A 15,694-nucleotide genomic window follows, 5' to 3' on the forward strand; every position below is an offset into this window, starting at 1 on the left:
TGCGGGAGCCTGCTCCCGCACCGCCCGTTCTCGTTTCCCCACCAGGCCCCCGGCTGCTCCGCTACTGCTGCGCGAGGAGCGCGTACGCGGTGGCGACGAACGCGTCGCGGGCGCGGAAGCGGCGGGTGCACAGCGCGACCAGGGCGGTGCCCGTGTCGGGTCTGAAGCCCAGGAAGGCCTGTTGGCCGAGGGTCGCCCCGCTGTGGAAGTACATGGGTCCGCCGTCGGTCGGATGCCGGAACCACGAGACCGTGTGGATGTGCCGGCGATCCAGTCCGCGCCGGAGCACCGGCGTGCGCACCGCCCGCAGCGACTCGGTGAGCGGGGAGCCGGCCGGGTCGAGGTGGGCTTCGAGGAACGTCAACAGGTCGTGCGGGGTGGCGCGGACGGCCCCCGCCGCGTCGAAGCCGCCGGCGTCGAAGGCGAGGGTTGGCGTGTGCCCGTCCTTGCCGTGTCCGACGGCGTCGGTCTTGGGGTCCTCCGCCGTCAGGGCGGTGCCGCTCAGGCCGAGCGGGCGCAGCACATGAGCGCCGAGCAGGTCGGCCCATGTCGTTCCGGTCGCGGCGGCGACGGCGTGGCCGAGCACGGCGACGCCGAAGTTGGAGTAGTGCCAGCGGGTGCCGGGCCGGTGCCGGGAGCGATGGCGCAGAAAGGCGTCGGTGACCCGCTCGGCCGGGTAGCGGCCGTAGGGGTTGGTACGCCAGGAAGGCAGCGCCCGCGGATAGAAGTCGGCCGGCAGGGCGGGCAGTCCGGCGGTGTGGGTGATGAGGTGAGCGAGCGTCACCGGGGCCGTGTCCGTGCGCCGGCCCGGGTCCAGGCAGACGGTGGCGGGCTCGCCTCCGGTCAGCAGGCCGCGCTGGATGAGCCGGGCCAACAGGAGTCCGGTGAACGCCTTGGACGCCGAGCCGATCTCGTAGCGCAGGTCCTGCCGCGGGAGGGGTGGGGGCGGGGTGCTGCCACCGCAGTGCAGCATGCGGCGACCGGACCGGGACACGGCGAAGACGACGTCGGGGGCGTCCACGGCGTCGACCGCGCTCTCCAGCCGCTCGCGCCACGCGTCGTCGCTGCCGGGGTCGCCGCCCGTGCGGGCCTCGTCCGGGTCGTCGGCGATGCCCGGCCAGGGTGTGGACCGGACGGTCATGGGGTGGCGTGCGTCAGCTCGGCGAGGGCCCGGGAGGTGGCCAGCACGGAGGCGAAGGCGGCGACCAGCGTGGGGTGGTAGATCATGTCGAACACCTCGTCCGGTTCGCCCTCGGGCATCGTCCGTACGGCGGGCATGGCGCCGTCGGGCTGCTGTGCGGCGGCGAAGCCCTGCCAGGCCCGTTCGTCCAGGGTGGGGCGGGGCAGACAGGCGTCGACGACGAGCAGTTCGCCGAGCAGGTCCCAGCGCTCCAGGTCCAGCCAGTCGTCGATCCAGACCGGCAGCCAGGTGGCGAGGTAGTCGGCGATGTCCGGCGGCAGGTCTTCGGGGTGCTCTCCCCAGTCGGTGAGGTGGAACACCGTGTGGGTGAGGTCGTAGGCGATGTGGCCGCTGACCGTCCAGGGTTCGGGTGTCCGGCCCAGCCAGGTGGAGCCGACGACATCCGCCTCGGGGATGCGGGGCGTGAGGCCGAAGCGGCGTTGGAACGCGGACAGTCCGAGGCGGCGGGTCGGGTCCAGTTCGAGGGCCGCCCAGCTGTCGAGCCGGTGGTAGAGGACGGTGGCACGCTCCACCTCGGGCTCGCTGTACCCGAGTTCCTTGTAGGGGAGGTACACCTCGAACGGGATGGGTGAGAGCGGTTCGATGCGCTGGCCGCGCACCAGCATGCGACCGCCGTCCAGGGTGTGCCGCCAGGTGTGGTCGAGGAGCCGGCGCGCGAGGTCGGCCTGCCGCGATCCGGCGACGCCTTCGCGGAACAGCACCCGGCAGATCAGCGCCAGTTCACCGACCGGCTTGAAGCGCTCCAGGAAACCCACTTCGGGGTCGACGTCGGGTTCCAGGCGGAATCCGTCGCGATGGGCCCACAGCCATTCCAGGGCGCGGACGCCGACGTTGTGCACGAGTCGGGTGTCGGTCATCCGGGCACTCCTTGTCCTTCATCGTCCTCGCCGCTCAGGCACTTGACGGTCTGTGCCGCCGCGAAGGCGGCCATCAGGGTGGAGTGGTAGCAGCGCAGGAAGTCAGGCTCCCGATCCGCCCCGGGGTCGTCCCCGAAGTCCTGCTCCGGGAGCGCGCCGGATTCGCGCTGCGCCCGCGCGATCCGGGTCCAGGCGTGCTGAAGTGTCGCCGGGTCGGGCGGGCGCGGCAGGCTCGCGGCCACGACCAGCAGCTCACAACTGAGGTCCCACATACCGGCGTCCAGGCAGGTGTCGAGCCAGGACGGCAGCCACTGGTCCAGGTAGGCGGCGAGGTCGGCGGGGACGCCCTCGGGGGTGCGGCCCCAGTCGGTGAGGTGGAAGACGACGTGGGTGAGCGCGTACCCCGAGGAGCGCTCGAAGGTCCACGGTTCCGGAAGTCCGCCCAGCCAAGTGCGCCGCAGCGCCTGCGTGGCCCGCTCCGGCCGGTGGATGCCGCTGCGCCGCTCGGCTCTGAGGACGCCGAGCCGGCGGGTCGGGTCCTGCTCGGTGAGCTGCCAGCTCCGGGTACGGGCCGTCGTGGCGGCCGCGGCCTCGTACCCGGCGTGCCGCAACCCGGCCGCGGCGAAGACGGAGTAGATCTCCAACGGGTAGGTCGCGAAGGGCTCCAGCCGTTGGAGCCGCAGGAACAGCTCGCCCCGGCCCGTCTCTTGCCAGGCGAACCGCAACAGGTCGGCCGCGCGGGCATGCAGCGGATCGGTCGGCCGCGTGTGCGAGCGTACGCTGGCACACGTCTGGGCCAGTTCCCCCAACGGTTTCCAGGTGGCGTCCACATGGCCGTCGAGGGTGAGCGCGTCCTCTCCAAGAGCGAAGTCGTCGCGGTGGGCGGACAGCCAGGCGAACGCGGCGCCCCCCACCTCTCGGATCTCGGCGACGCCCGGGGCGCTCACGCCCACGGCGGTCATACGAGGGCTCCGGCCGTCCGCATGACGCGGGCCGCCTGTACCTGTAGGGCCACCCGGGGGTCGTTGCCGCCCATGAGTTCCACGAAGTCCAGCCCGGCTTCGAGGCCGAGTGTGTCCGGTACCCCGTCGAGCAGGGTCAGCCAGCGCCCGGCGCCGGCCGCCTGCTGATAGTCCCTGCGCCGCACGGCCCGTACGAAGCCCCGGGCCACGTCGACCGGGCGGCGCCCTGCCGCGCGGGCCACGGCACAGTCGTCGCCGGGTACCGCGAGCGGTGCCAGGACCGCGAGTTGATGGGTGAGCACCTGCCAGGTCGCCGCGTCGAGCCAGTCGGCGTCGGGTTCGGCGGCCTCGTCCTCGAAGGGCGCACCGGGTGCTCCCGGTGCATCGGTCAGGGGCGAGTCGAGCCGCCGCAGAGTGCGACTCATCGCCCAGTGGCTCCACTTGACGGTGGGCGCCGCGTCGGCTCGGGGTGGGAAGGCCTCCACCGTCTTCCGGAACACGGCGAGTGCCTCCGGGTCGGGCGGGGCGGGGAAGAGTACGTGCGGCAGCAGCAGATCTGCTCCCAACACGCGTACGGCCGCGAGGTCGAGGCTTCCCTCGATCTCCTCCACGGTCCCGGTGCCGGTGCTGGACATGCGCACGTGGTCTCCGCCCCGAAGGGCGGAGACCACGTCGGTCGCAAGGTCCTGCACCGCGCCCTGCAAGAGGGCCGAAGTGCCTGACTGCTCCATTCAGCCTGCTCCCGTCGTCCGCTCAGCCCTTCTTGGGGCGGGGGGTCGGCGGGGACAGCAGCAGCTTGGTGTCTGCGGAGAGCAGCGCCAGGGCGGCGCACTCCCGGCTGTCGCGGTAGACACCGTCGGGTTCAGCGGGGTCGAGTGCCGCTTCGAGGTCGGTCCGGACGTCGGTGATCTCTTCGATCGCCTTGCCAATGGACGGCATATCACCATCTCCTCTGGGGTCAGCCTTAGCCTCCAACACCTAGGTGACCATACGGTCACAAAGCGCGCATCTTTTCCCAGAAGCCACATAGGCAACTTCTTCAACATGCCGCCGCGTCCCGCGTACGGACAGAGCGAACACCCTTGCCCCCGCGGCCAGTTGAGCCTCGACGGCACCCGACCACATCGGTGAGACCCAGTTCACACACGGCGTCCTGTCACAGCCGGCGGGGTGCCCCGGTCAGTAGTGCGTATCCCGCTACTCGGCAAGGAGAACACCGTGGAACCGCGTCTCGACTACTTCGGCAACCCCCTCGCGGGAAAGGTGCTGCGGCACATCAACTCGGCCAGCAAGCTGCTTTCGGACTCGACACTGCCGGCCACCGTCCAGGAGCTGGTGAAGATCCGCGCCAGCCAGATCAACGGCTGCGGCTTCTGCACGGACATGCACACCAAGGACGCCGTCCACGCCGGTGAGACCCCGCAGCGTCTCCATCTGGTCGCGGCCTGGCGGGAGGCCAAGGTCTTCACCGAGGCCGAGCGCGCCGCCCTGGAACTGGCGGAACAGGGCACCCGCATCGCCGACGCCGCCGGTGGTGTCACCGACGAGGCCTGGACCAACGCCACCAAGTACTTCGACGAGGACCAGTTGGTGGCCCTGATGTCCCTCCTCGCCGTCATCAACGCCTACAACAGGATCAACGTCATCAACCAGCAGCCCGCCGGGGACTACCAGCCCGGCCAGTTCGGCTGACCGCACCGGCACGAGAGAGGTGGATCATGACGGGAGCCAAGGGGACACGTCGCCTTTCGCCGGTCCCGTCGGCCGCGGACCCGGCGGCGGGATTGCGTGCGCTCCCCCGTCCCGTCGCTGTCGTGGTGGGCGCCGGTGGTGTGCTCGGAGCGGCGCACGTCGGGGTCGGATACGCGCTGGAGCAGCGCAGATTCACGCCGGACATGATCATCGGAACCTCCGTGGGTGCCCTCAACGGGGCCATCGCGGCCGCCCATCCCGACCGGGCCGCGCCGTGGCTGGACCATGTGTGGACCCAGCTGCGTCGCCGTGAGGTGTATCCGCTCGGCTACCTGTCCTCGCGGGCCAGTGTCTTCACCGATCGCGGGCTGCGCCGACTGATCGCCCGGGCCGGGCTGCCGTCCCGGATCGAGCAGTTGGCGGTCCCGTTCACGGCGGTGGCCATGGACCTGGGCACCGGTGCTCCGGCCCTGCTCGACAGCGGGGACCTGGAGTCCGCGCTGCTGGCCAGCGCGGCCATCCCCGGCATGCTGCCTCCGGTGGACCGGGAGGGCCGGACGCTCGTCGACGGCGGGGTGATCGCCTATGTGCCGGTCCTGGCGGCTCTGCAGGCCGGGGCGGCCAGCGTGGTCGTGGTGTCGACCGGGCCGGAGAGCTCACCGCCGGGCCCGGTCAGTCCGCGCCGCCGGGCCAGTGCGATCGCCGCCCGGGCCGGAATGCTCCTGTTGCGCCATCAGATCGAGCGTGATCTGCACGAGGTGTCCCGGCACGTCCCGACCGTCGTGCTCCCCACCGGTATCGAGGCCTGGCCCGCCCCGTGGGACTTCGGCCATTCCCAGCGACTGATCAGCACCGCGTCCCGCACGGCGGGGCGCTTCCTCGACGAGCTGCGCATCGACGGGCCGGGCCTGTACCGGGTCGACGGCCCTTCGGCATCGCCCGCCGATCCAGGCGGGGCATCGATTTCTTCCGTAGTGGAGGCCGGCCTGTGAGTACCATCGCGTTCCTCAACATCGGCATGCACGGGCACATCAACCCCACGCTGCCGGTGGTGACCGAGCTGGTCCGGCGCGGCCACACCGTCACCTACCACACCTCGCCCGCGTTCCGTGCGGAGATCGAGGCCACCGGCGCGAGGGTGTATCTCTACCCCGGGGGCGAACAGCCGCTCCCCGATCCGCCGACGCCGGTCACGATGGTGGAGTCGCTCGCGCGGACCACCCTGCGCCTGCTGCCCGCCGTGCTCGACGACCTGCGCCGCGACCGGCCCGATCTGATCGTCCACGACAGCTCCTGTCTGTGGGGCGCGGTCGCCGCCCGCGAGCTGGGTGTGCCGGCCGTCTCGTCGTTCACCACGTTCGCCTTCAACCGGCATGTCCCCAGCCCCACCAGTGCCTCGTGGGACCTGTTGGCCATGGCACGGAAGCAGCCCCGCAACGTCCGGGGCTACCTGCGGGCCCGCGGGGAGTTGCACCGCCGCTTCGACGCGCGCGGGATACCCGTGCTCGACCTGCTGAACATCCGCCAGCCGCTCAATCTGGTGTACACCTCGCGCACGTTCCAGCCCGCCGCCGAGCACTTCGACGAGTCGTACCGTTTCGTCGGCCCGAGCATCGGCGCCCGCCCGGCCGACCCGTCGTTCGAGGCCGATCGGCTCCAGGGCCCGGTGCTCTACGCCTCGCTCGGCACGGTGTTCAACGCCGACCCGCAGGTGCTGCGGACGTTCGCGACCGCGCTCGCCCCGCTGGGCGGCACCGTGGTCGTCTCCACCGGGCAGACCGAGCCGGACGCACTGGGTCCGCTGCCGGCCAACGTGCTCCCGCTGCGTTTCGTGCCTCAGCCGGAGGTGCTGGCCCGCGCGGCGCTCTTCATCACCCATGGCGGAATGAACAGCGTCAACGAGGCCATGTACGCCGGGGTCCCGATGCTGGTGGTCCCCCAGGGCGCCGACCAGCCGATGATCGCCCGTCGCGTCGTCGAGCTGGGCGCGGGCCTGTCGATCCGTACCGAGGACGTCGCCAAGGGCTCGGTGCGATCCCTGGCCCGACGCCTGCTGCACGAGCCCGGCTTCCGGACCGCCGCGGGCGGCCTCAAGGCCGCCCAGCACGACGCGGGTGGATACTCGCGGGCCGCCGACGAACTCGAACGGTACGTGCACGTCGCCGGCTGGGTCCGTCAGCCGGTCCCCGCCGATCCGGCACAGCGGGGCTGAGCGATGTCCGTCGTCGTCCTGCTGCTGTTCGCCGGGCTGTCGGAGGCCGCCGGCCGGATCCTGCCGCTGCTGGCCCGTCGGCCCGGCATGCCGCGCACTCTGGTGGCCGGGTCGCTGCTGACCGCCGGTCTCGTCGAGGCCGCCGTGTTCGCGCTGTGGCCGCTGACCGCGTGGACCCTGTCCGAGCTGGTGGTGTCCTCACCGCCACCGGGCGACGGGCTGGAGTGGACGGCGGGCCTGGTCGCGCCGCTGCTGCTCTCCGCCGTCCTCGCGTTCCCGTTGCTCGGGCCGCTGCTCCACCTGCTGCTCTTCGTGGGGGTCGGGGCCGGTCTGGCAGGCCCGCTCGCCGAGGCGTCCGGGCTCGGCTGGTGGGGCGCCGCGGGCTGCGTGGCCGTCGCCGGGACCGGACTCGGTGTCGCTGTGGAGGCCGTTCGGCGTCTGGTCGTCAGGATCAGTGCGCCCCGGACGACGGAGCCGATCTCATGAACGACTTCCTTCTCTGGGCCTGTGTGGTCGGACCGGTCCTGCTCGCCGAAGGCCTGCTGGCCCGCTACGAGGTGCTGTCCTACAGCGCCGGTTTCCGGGCCCCCACCACCGATCTCCCCGAGGGCGTGCCCTACGCCCGGGGTGCGACCGCGGACACGCCTCCGGACGCCTACCTGGTCTACCTGGACGGCATCGGCAAACGCCGCTTCCGGGACACCCGGGACGGCGGCCAGCTGGTCAAGGCCGTGCTCGCCGGGGCGCCGGAACTGCGGGTGCTGGGGCAGGTGCAGCCCTACTCGCCGCTGGCCGACCCGCTGGCCGACCGGCCGGTGTGGAAGTGGCTGCGCCACCACATCGGGCTGCTGCTCTTCCTGCACAACGTCATGCAGATCTTCGTCGCCGCCGACCACCGGTACCGCCCCCTGTACAACCGGGCCGTCGGCTCCCAGATCGCCACGCAGCTGCAGCTCGCCGGTTACCGGCCCGACAGCGGTGTCCCGGTGGTGCTGCTCAGCTACAGCGGCGGTGCGCAGGTCGCCACCGGGGCGGTCGACCAACTGCACACCCGGCTTCGCTGCCCGCTCATGGTGATCACGCTCGGCGGGTTCCACAACGGCGCCAACGACCTCACCCATGCCGAGCACGTGCATCAGCTGACCAGCGCGTACGACCGTATCGAGCGGGTCGGCACCTGGATCTTCCCGCAGCGCTGGCGTCTGTTCCGCAGGAGTGGTTGGAACCGCGCCCGGCGCGCCGGGAAGGTCACCGTGCATCGGCTCGATCCGGCCACCCACCTCGGTCCACGCAGCTACATCAGCCGGGAGCAACGGCTGCCCGACGGCCGCAGCTACCTCGATCGCACGACCGACACCGTGATCACCCTGATCCGCGCCGGGCACGGAGCGACCGCGGCCACCGACAACCCGGCGCGATGAGGCAACACTGCGCTATGAGGCCGGGGCCCCGTCGTCGTCCAACCCGGCGACCAGGCCACGCAGGAGGGGGCCGTACTCCGGGTGGGCCAGGGCGGACGCCATCTGGGCGACCAGGTAGTCGGCCGGGTTGCCGGTGTCGTACCAGCGGCCCTTGATGACCTGGCCGTACACCGCGCGGGTGGCCGCGTAGGCGTTGATGGCGTCGGTCAGGTAGACCTCGCCGGTCCGGTGCTCGTACCAGCGGCGGGTCTGTTCGCGCAGTTCGTCGACGATGCCGGGGGTGATGACATAGCCGCCGATGGCGGCGTAAGACGACGGGGCGGCCTCGGGCTCGGGCTTCTCGACCAGTCCGGTGATGCGCAGCTGGCCGTCCCCGAGGTCCTCCTTGACGATGGGCACGCCGTAGCGCTGGGACTCGGTGGGGTCCATCGGCAGGAGGGCCAGCACCGGGCAGCCGGTCTGCTCGTAGGCCCGGATCAGCTGCTGGGCGCGGGGGACCTCGGCGACGAACACGTCGTCGGGCCAGAGCACCAGCACGGGCTCGTCGCCGAAGGAGCGGGCGGCGTTCAGCACCGGCGTGCCGTTGCCGTACGGGCCGTACTGGTCGAGGTAGGTGATGTGGCCCTGGCGGGCCAGCTCCGCGACCTCCTCCACGGCGTCGGCGTAGGCCGTCTTGCCGTCGCCCCGGAGTTGCTCGACGAGGGCGGGGTTGGGGCGGAAGTGGTCCTGGATGAGGCTCTTGCCGCCGGAGACCACGATGGTGATGTCGGTGATGCCTGAGTCCACCAGCTCGCGCACGGTGTGCTCGATGACCGGCTTGTCGCCGACCGGGAGCATCTCCTTCGGTGTCGCCTTCGTCAGGGGCAGCAGACGGGAGCCGAGTCCGGCGGCGGGGATCACAGCCCTGCGAATCGTCGGGGACATCGCATCTCTCTCGGTCGATCGGCGCACCGTACCGGGAGGCACGGCACAGGGTCGACGCTACCAACGCGGTCCACAGGTCAGTTCGCGGGGCGTGGAGCGCGCAGATGGGTCCGACGGCCCAGTTCCTCCTCGTCGACCAGCGTGAGCATCGGCCGGCCCGGCGCACACAGCATGGTGACGAGGAACCGGCACGGCACGTCGGTTCGGGCGTTGCCGTCCTGGTAGTGGATCACGTCCCCGCCCGGCTCCCAGAACGTCTCGCCGGCCTTGACGACACGTTCCGGCTCACCCTCCAGCTCGAACAGCAGCTCGCCCTCGATGACGTATCCGAAGGCCGGCCCCGAGTGCCGGTGCGGAGGGTTGCCGGGGTCACCGGGCGGCCACTCGACCAGGATGGTCATGCTCGATGCGCCTTCGGGGATCTGGGGCGGTACGACGTCCTGCAGCATCGTCACCGCGTCCATTCCGATGGAACGCCGCTCGTCGTTGCCCACGTCCGCTGAGTCCTTGGTAGACACGATGTGCACCTCCGTAGTGGTCCCGGTAGGGGTTGCGCTCTCTGAAGACCGGGCACGGGCGGTATGTGTGACAGGGTCTGTCACAGACAAGCCACCTGACCGGTCTTGCTATATATGCTCCCTTTATGGCAGATGTGTCCGTTGATCCTCCCAGCCGGGAGTCGCCGGACGCCTACGCGATCAGTGCCGAGTTCTACGACATCCTGCAGGCGGACCGGGACAGGGCACGCGTACGCCGGTTCTACGGCCGCGATGTCCGCGTCGCCCGTCGGGGTGTGCTGGACGTCGGCGCCGGCACCGGGCGGGTCACGCTCATGAGTCTCGCGGACTCGCGGGTTCCCGTGCATGCCGTCGAGCCCACGCGCGCCATGCGGTCCCTGCTGATGACACGCCTGGCAGCCCTGCCCGTGGACGTGCGGATGCGGGTGACCGTGCACCCCGGCGGACTAGCCGAGGCCGCCCTGCGAGAGGTGGCCGACGTGGGCATATGCCACAACACGATCGCCTGTCTTCACCCGGCCGCACGCCGGGCCCTGTGGCCGGCCGTCGCCGACGCGCTCGTCGCCGGAGGGGTGTTTCTTGTCCAGCTCCCGCCCGACCGTCTTCCCCCGCACGAGGCCACGCATGTGCTTCCGGCCCAGCAGGTCGGCGGGCACGAGTACGGCGGGCGCATGGTGATGTCGGCCGACGCGGACCGGATCCGGACACGGTTCGACTACTGGGTGCGGGGCGAGTGCGGGGTGCTGCGCGAGTACACCGAGACCTTCTGGATGTGGCCGGCCTCCCGTGCCGAGGTGATCGGGGAACTGGCGGGTTCCGGGTTCGTCCCACTCCCCGAACGGGCCGATCCCGCCGTGCTGGCCGTAGGGCTCGGGCGGCGCTGACGGGGGCCCCGCGAAGGCCGATCCCGGCCGCGCACCCTGCCGCACCCGCTTGTAGCCTGGTCGTCCAGGACTGGAGGACACACATGCGCGCCGAGGACGACGCCGACTCCCTCGACGAGGCGACCAGGCAGTTCATGGCAGCGCGCCCCCAGCTCTTCGGCATCGCCTACCGCGTGCTCGGCAGCGCGGTGGAGGCCGAGGACATCGTCCAGGAGGCGTGGTTGCGGTGGCAGGGGACCGACCGCACCGAGATCCGGGAGCCGACGGCGTTCCTGGCGACCGTCACCACCCGGCTCGCGATCAACCTCGCCCAGTCGGCCAGGATGCGGCGTGAGTCGTACGTCGGACCGTGGCTTCCGGAGCCGGTCGACACCCGTGCGGATCCGCAGCTGGGCGCGGAACGCGCCGAGGCCCTCGACATGGCGGTGCTGCTCCTCCTGGAGAAGCTCAACCCCGTGGAGCGTGCCGCCTACGTGCTGCGGGAGGCCTTCGACTACCCGTACAAGCGGATCGCGGACATGCTGGAGACGAGCGAGGCCAATACGCGTCAGCTCGTCACCCGCGCCAGGAAACACCTGGCCGCGGAGCGTACGGCGCCGGTCAGCTCCACCGCTCACCGGCGCCTGCTGGAGGTGTTCCTCGACGCGGCCCGGACCGGCAGCCTGTCGGAGCTGGAGCAGATCCTCACCGCGGACGTCGTCAGCTACTCCGACGGCGGAGGGATACGCGGCGCCTCCAAGATCCCGGTCGTCGGGCGTCTTCGCGTGTCCAAGTACCTGGCCGCCTTCGCCCCACGCTTCTGGCCTCCGACGGAGGTCCGCTGGGTCGAGGCCAACGGCAGGCCGGCCGCCCTCGTCTCCGTCGACGGGAACGCGGTGGCGCTGCTCTGCGCCGATGTGTCGGAACGGGGCATCGAGCAGATCATGTGGGTCATGAACCCGGCCAAGCTGGCTCCCTACGTGGCCTCGCTGACCGATTGAGACGTGCCTCGTGCCGAGGCCGCGCCCGGCTGCCCGGCCCCAACAGGCGGCTGTCACAAGGTGGATGACTTGTCGGTCAACCAGCTGTCCCGGACCTGGGATTCCTCTACGCGGGAGGCACCCGATGAGCGAGCCGTTCCAGTTGCCCGACCTGTCCATCGAGAAGGACTACGTCGGAGAGTCCTTCTCCCCCATCTACACCACGACGGTGACGGTGAGCGGTGGACCGGCGAGCCACGGGCGGGCCTCGGGCAGGGCGCGCTCGGGCGACGGCGTCCTGGATCTCGACCTGCGCATGCCCGCCGAACTGGGCGGAGACGGCCGGGGGACGAACCCTGAGCAGCTGTTCGCGGCCGGCTTCGCCGCCTGCTTCCACGGCGCCCTGAGTCTGGTGGCACGCCAGGAGGAGCTCGACCCCGCACCGATCTCCGTGGCGGCGACCGTGGCCTTCGGACGGGACCCGGAGGACGGCGGCTATCTGCTGCACATCGACCTGGTGGTCGGGTGGCCGGACATCGACCCCGAGATCGCCGTGCCCCTCCTTCGGAGGGCCGATTCGCTGTGCCCCTACGCGCGCATGGCAGGGCAGGGCACACCGACGACCATCACGCTGGCGTCCTGACCGGCAGCGATACCCGCTTTCCGATCGGGGGTACCTGGGCCACGGAGTTCTGTCACAGATCCGCCGGCAGTCCGGTCGTACTGAATGACACCCCCTGATCGGAGAAGACCGTGGCTATCACCGAACAACGTCTTTCCACCATGGTGCTGGTGATCGGCACCGGAGGCGCCGGTCTGCGGGCCGCGATCGAGCTGGCCGAGGCCGGTGTCGACGTCCTCGCCGTCGGCAAGCGCCCCAAGGACGACGCCCATACGGCACTTGCCGCCGGAGGAATCAACGCGGCGCTGGCCACCATGGACCCGGAGGACAGCTGGCAGCAGCACGCGGCGGACACGATCAAGGAGAGCTACCTGCTCGCCGACCCCCGCACCGTCGAGATCGTCACCCAGGGCGCCGGCCGGGGCATCGACGACCTGGAGCGCTACGGCATGGCCTTCGCCCGGGAGGAGGACGGCCGTATCTCCCAGCGGTTCTTCGGCGCGCACAAGTTCCGGCGGACCGCCTTCGCCGGCGACTACACCGGGCTGGAGATCCAGCGCACGCTCGTCAGGCGCGCCGAGCAGCTCGACATCCCGGTGCTCGAAGGCGTCTACATCACCCGGCTCCTGGTGCATGACGGGGCCGTGTTCGGCGCCTACGGCTTCGACCTCGCGAACGGAAGGCGCTATCTGATCCACGCGGACGCGGTCATTCTCGCCGCGGGCGGCCACACGCGTATCTGGCGGCGCACCTCCTCCCGGCGCGACGAGAACACGGGTGACTCCTTCCGGCTGGCCGTGGAGGCCGGCGCCCGGCTGCGCGACGCCGAGCTGGTCCAGTTCCACCCCTCCGGGATCATCGAGCCGGAGAACGCGGCCGGCACCCTGGTCAGCGAGGCCGCCCGGGGCGAGGGCGGGATCCTGCGCAACGCCGTCGGGGAACGGTTCATGGCCCGCTACGACCCCGACCGGATGGAGCTGTCCACCCGCGACCGCGTGGCCCTGGCCTCCTACACGGAGATCAAGGAGGGGCGGGGTACCGCCAAGGGCGGCGTATGGCTCGACGTCTCCCATCTGCCCCGGCAGACGATCATGACCCGGCTCCCCCGCGTCTACCAGACGATGCTCGACCTCCAGATGCTGGACATCACCCGCGAGCCGATCGAGATCGCGCCCACCGCGCACTACTCGATGGGCGGCGTGTGGGTGCGTCCCGAGGACCACAGCACCGATGTGCGGGGGCTGTACGCCATCGGTGAGGCGTCGAGCGGGCTGCACGGAGCCAATCGCCTCGGCGGGAACAGTCTCATCGAGCTGCTGGTCTTCGGCCGCATCACGGGGCAGGCGGCCGCCGCCTACTCGCAGTCCCTGACCGCGCAGCGCCGGTCGGCGTCGGCCATCGCCGAGGCCCGCGCGGAGATCGACGATCTGCTCGCGGCCGACGGGCCGGAGAACGTGCGTGCCCTGCAGCGCGCGATCCGCAACACCATGACCGAGCACGCGGGGGTCGTACGCGACGAAGAGGGCCTGCGTGCGGGCCTTGCGGAACTCTCCGTGATCGAGAAGCGGATGGCGGACGTCGGCGTGCACCCGGACATCGCCGGATATCAGGACCTGGCGCACGCCTTCGACCTCAAGTCCGCCGCCCTGGCGGCCCGGGCCACCCTCGAAGCGGCGCTGGAGCGGCGCGAGACCCGTGGCTGCCACAACCGCAGCGACTACCCCGACCTGGATCCCGCGCTGCGCGTCAATCTCGTGTGGTCCCCGACGACGGGCGTCACCCACGAGAGCATCCCGGACATTCCGAACGAGGTTTCCGCCCTGATGGAAGAGGTCTCGACCGAAGGGAAACTCGCGGAATGAAATTTCCCGATTTCCTGCGCGTCGCGTGTCACACACGGATCCCCTGCCCTGTCTCTTCTGGTGCAGACGTTGTGCAGACCGAATTCTCCTCCGAAAGGAATCCGCTATGAAGGTCGTCGTGATCGGTGGCACCGGTCTCATCGGTTCGAAGCTGGTCGTCAAGCTCAACGAGCACGGCCACGAGGCGGTGGCCGCCTCGCCCAACACCGGCGTCAACACCCTCACGGGCGAGGGTCTCGCCGAGGTCCTGAAGGACGCGGCGGTCGTGGTCGACGTGTCCAACTCCCCCGCGTGGGAGGACGACGCCGTCATGAACTTCTTCCGCACCTCGACGGCCAACCTCCTCGAGGCGGAGGCCGAGGCCGGCGTGACGCACCATGTGGCGCTGTCCGTGGTCGGCACCGACCGCCTCCAGGAGAGCGGGTACTTCCGGGCCAAGCAGGCCCAGGAAGACCTGATCAAGGAGTCCGGCATGCCCTACTCCATCGTCCACGCCACCCAGTTCTTCGAGTTCATCAAGGGGATCGCGGACATCTCGACCGACGGCGACACCGTGCGGCTGTCCTCCGCCAAGTTCCAGCCCATCTACTCCGACGACGTGGCCGCGGCCGTCGGCCGCACCGCCGTCGGCACTCCCGTCAACGGCCTGGTCGAGATCGCGGGCCCCGACGTGTTCCAGCTCGACGAGCTGATCCGCAAGGCGCTCGCCGCCCAGAACGACCCCCGCACCGTCGTCACGGACCCGCACGCCCCGTACTCCGGTGCCGAGCTGCAGGAGACCACCCTCCTGCCGGGGCCGGACGCGCACATCGCCGAGACGAAGCTGTCCGACTGGTTCGCGCAGCAGAAGTAATCCCGAGTAATCCCGGCGAATCAGCCCCTGATTTCCGACACCAGTCCGACACGAGTCCGACACCGGTTGGCCCCTGCTTCGCTTTTCGGCAGGGGCCTCGAAATTCCGTGAATCAGTTGTCAGCAGCTACTCGCTCGCGTCTGCCGTGGGCACCGCTTCCAAGCGCCCGAGGTCACCGGACTGTGCCGCCGCGAGAAAGGCCTGAACGAGCCGCCGATGCGCCACCGAGTCCACGGGCTGCCTGTGCCGGTTCGCGTCGAGACGCTCCTGGGCGCGTGAGACGTGCTGCCTCGCGTTGGGGACGCCTAGGCCGAGGAGCTCGGCGATCCGGTTGTACGGGTATCCGAACCCCTCCCGCTGGAGGATGTCGCCCGTGCCCGTCTCCTCTACGGCGAGTGGCTGCGCCGCGAGAACCGCCGAGCCGACGCCCGTGCGCAGTTGAGTTCCGCCCATGACACGCTCAGCCAGATCGGCGCCGAGGCGTTCGCGGAACGCGCGCGGCGGGAACTCCAGGCCACCGGAGCGACGATTCGCCGACGCGCCGTCGCGACACACTCGGCCCTCACCCCGCAGGAAGCGCAGATCGCCCGGCTCGCCGGCGACGGACTCACTCGACTCGACGGCACGGCGACATCGGCCTAGGCACCGGCCCCGGTCCCGGCCCCGGTCGGGCCGATGTCACAAGATCTGCGCCTTTCCGGTCTCACTGAGTAAGGGAGTGATGCCG

At 70.8% G+C, this 15,694-nt stretch carries 18 protein-coding genes and 1 pseudogene; 11 read left to right on the plus strand and 8 right to left on the minus strand.

Annotated features, from left to right (window positions below):
* Positions 1-61: 61 nt before the first annotated feature.
* From BLU79_RS00400 to BLU79_RS00420, 5 genes are read right to left on the minus strand one after another with little or no spacing between them, the layout of a single operon-like run.
* Entirely contained in the window at positions 62-1,141 is a 1,080-nt protein-coding gene (locus tag BLU79_RS00400) for a serine hydrolase domain-containing protein (RefSeq protein WP_093903521.1), read from the minus strand.
* A complete protein-coding gene (locus BLU79_RS00405) occupies positions 1,138-2,058 on the minus strand; it encodes a DUF6895 family protein (protein ID WP_093903522.1) in 921 nt (306 codons plus the stop codon). Before BLU79_RS00405 ends, BLU79_RS00400 begins: the two co-directional genes overlap by 4 nt.
* Positions 2,055-3,020, minus strand: a complete 966-nt coding sequence (locus BLU79_RS00410; protein WP_093903523.1) for a DUF6895 family protein — start codon at positions 3,018-3,020, stop codon at positions 2,055-2,057. The genes BLU79_RS00405 and BLU79_RS00410 overlap by 4 nt, the downstream gene beginning before the upstream one ends.
* On the minus strand, positions 3,017-3,751 hold the full coding sequence (locus tag BLU79_RS00415; protein WP_093903524.1) for a hypothetical protein: 735 nt from the start codon (positions 3,749-3,751) through the stop codon (positions 3,017-3,019). Before BLU79_RS00415 ends, BLU79_RS00410 begins: the two co-directional genes overlap by 4 nt.
* Positions 3,752-3,773: 22 nt before the next feature.
* Positions 3,774-3,959 carry a hypothetical protein gene (locus tag BLU79_RS00420; protein WP_177000813.1) on the minus strand — a complete coding sequence of 62 codons (186 nt, stop codon included), beginning with the start codon at positions 3,957-3,959 and terminating at the stop codon, positions 3,774-3,776.
* A 279-nt stretch (positions 3,960-4,238) separates the two neighbouring features.
* Between BLU79_RS00420 and BLU79_RS00425 the strand changes: the two genes are divergently transcribed.
* From BLU79_RS00425 to BLU79_RS00445, 5 genes are read left to right on the plus strand one after another with little or no spacing between them, the layout of a single operon-like run.
* Positions 4,239-4,712: a carboxymuconolactone decarboxylase family protein gene (locus tag BLU79_RS00425; protein ID WP_093903525.1), complete on the plus strand. Its 474-nt coding sequence runs from the start codon at positions 4,239-4,241 to the stop codon at positions 4,710-4,712.
* A gap of 26 nt (positions 4,713-4,738) precedes the next feature.
* Positions 4,739-5,704, plus strand: a complete 966-nt coding sequence (locus BLU79_RS00430) for a patatin-like phospholipase family protein (RefSeq protein ID WP_093903526.1) — start codon at positions 4,739-4,741, stop codon at positions 5,702-5,704.
* Entirely contained in the window at positions 5,701-6,924 is a 1,224-nt protein-coding gene (locus BLU79_RS00435; RefSeq protein WP_093903527.1) for a macrolide family glycosyltransferase, read from the plus strand. The genes BLU79_RS00430 and BLU79_RS00435 overlap by 4 nt, the downstream gene beginning before the upstream one ends.
* Before the next feature lie 3 nt (positions 6,925-6,927).
* The gene (locus BLU79_RS00440) at positions 6,928-7,410 is read left to right on the plus strand and encodes a hypothetical protein (protein ID WP_093903528.1); all 483 of its coding nucleotides are present in this window, start codon (positions 6,928-6,930) and stop codon (positions 7,408-7,410) included.
* Entirely contained in the window at positions 7,407-8,345 is a 939-nt protein-coding gene (locus BLU79_RS00445) for a hypothetical protein (protein WP_093903529.1), read from the plus strand. The genes BLU79_RS00440 and BLU79_RS00445 overlap by 4 nt, the downstream gene beginning before the upstream one ends.
* A gap of 12 nt (positions 8,346-8,357) precedes the next feature.
* Here BLU79_RS00445 and BLU79_RS00450 read toward each other — a convergent pair whose 3' ends face one another.
* Together BLU79_RS00450 and BLU79_RS00455 are read right to left on the minus strand one after the other, a co-directional pair.
* A complete protein-coding gene (locus BLU79_RS00450) occupies positions 8,358-9,269 on the minus strand; it encodes a UTP--glucose-1-phosphate uridylyltransferase (protein ID WP_093903530.1) in 912 nt (303 codons plus the stop codon).
* Between the two features lie 77 nt (positions 9,270-9,346).
* On the minus strand, positions 9,347-9,733 hold the full coding sequence (locus BLU79_RS00455; protein WP_093904162.1) for a cupin domain-containing protein: 387 nt from the start codon (positions 9,731-9,733) through the stop codon (positions 9,347-9,349).
* Between the two features lie 179 nt (positions 9,734-9,912).
* On the opposite strand from BLU79_RS00455, the gene BLU79_RS00460 reads away from it, so the two are divergent.
* From BLU79_RS00460 to BLU79_RS00480, 5 genes are all read left to right on the plus strand, one after another.
* A complete protein-coding gene (locus BLU79_RS00460) occupies positions 9,913-10,671 on the plus strand; it encodes a class I SAM-dependent methyltransferase (protein ID WP_093903531.1) in 759 nt (252 codons plus the stop codon).
* Between the two features lie 83 nt (positions 10,672-10,754).
* Positions 10,755-11,651 (plus strand): RNA polymerase sigma-70 factor, encoded by an 897-nt coding sequence (locus BLU79_RS00465; RefSeq protein ID WP_093903532.1) that lies wholly within the window; start codon positions 10,755-10,757, stop codon positions 11,649-11,651.
* 124 nt (positions 11,652-11,775) lie between these two features.
* On the plus strand, positions 11,776-12,273 hold the full coding sequence (locus BLU79_RS00470; protein WP_093903533.1) for an Ohr family peroxiredoxin: 498 nt from the start codon (positions 11,776-11,778) through the stop codon (positions 12,271-12,273).
* A gap of 140 nt (positions 12,274-12,413) precedes the next feature.
* Positions 12,414-14,114 carry an FAD-dependent oxidoreductase gene (locus BLU79_RS00475; RefSeq protein ID WP_177000846.1) on the plus strand — a complete coding sequence of 567 codons (1,701 nt, stop codon included), beginning with the start codon at positions 12,414-12,416 and terminating at the stop codon, positions 14,112-14,114.
* Between the two features lie 106 nt (positions 14,115-14,220).
* Positions 14,221-14,967, plus strand: coding sequence for an SDR family oxidoreductase (locus BLU79_RS00480; protein ID WP_093903535.1), 747 nt, complete (start codon positions 14,221-14,223; stop codon positions 14,965-14,967).
* Positions 14,968-15,093: 126 nt separating this feature from the next.
* On the opposite strand, the gene BLU79_RS47770 is transcribed toward BLU79_RS00480, so the two are convergent.
* A complete protein-coding gene (locus BLU79_RS47770; protein ID WP_143052441.1) occupies positions 15,094-15,420 on the minus strand; it encodes a sigma-70 family RNA polymerase sigma factor family protein in 327 nt (108 codons plus the stop codon).
* On the opposite strand from BLU79_RS47770, the pseudogene BLU79_RS00485 reads away from it, so the two are divergent.
* A pseudogene (locus tag BLU79_RS00485) lies at positions 15,334-15,579 on the plus strand (hypothetical protein); the annotation flags it as partial. The gene BLU79_RS47770 and the pseudogene BLU79_RS00485 overlap by 87 nt on opposite strands.
* Positions 15,580-15,694: the final 115 nt, after the last annotated feature.

The organism is Streptomyces sp. cf386, from assembly GCF_900103585.1.
In the GTDB taxonomy this organism is placed as follows: domain Bacteria; phylum Actinomycetota; class Actinomycetes; order Streptomycetales; family Streptomycetaceae; genus Streptomyces.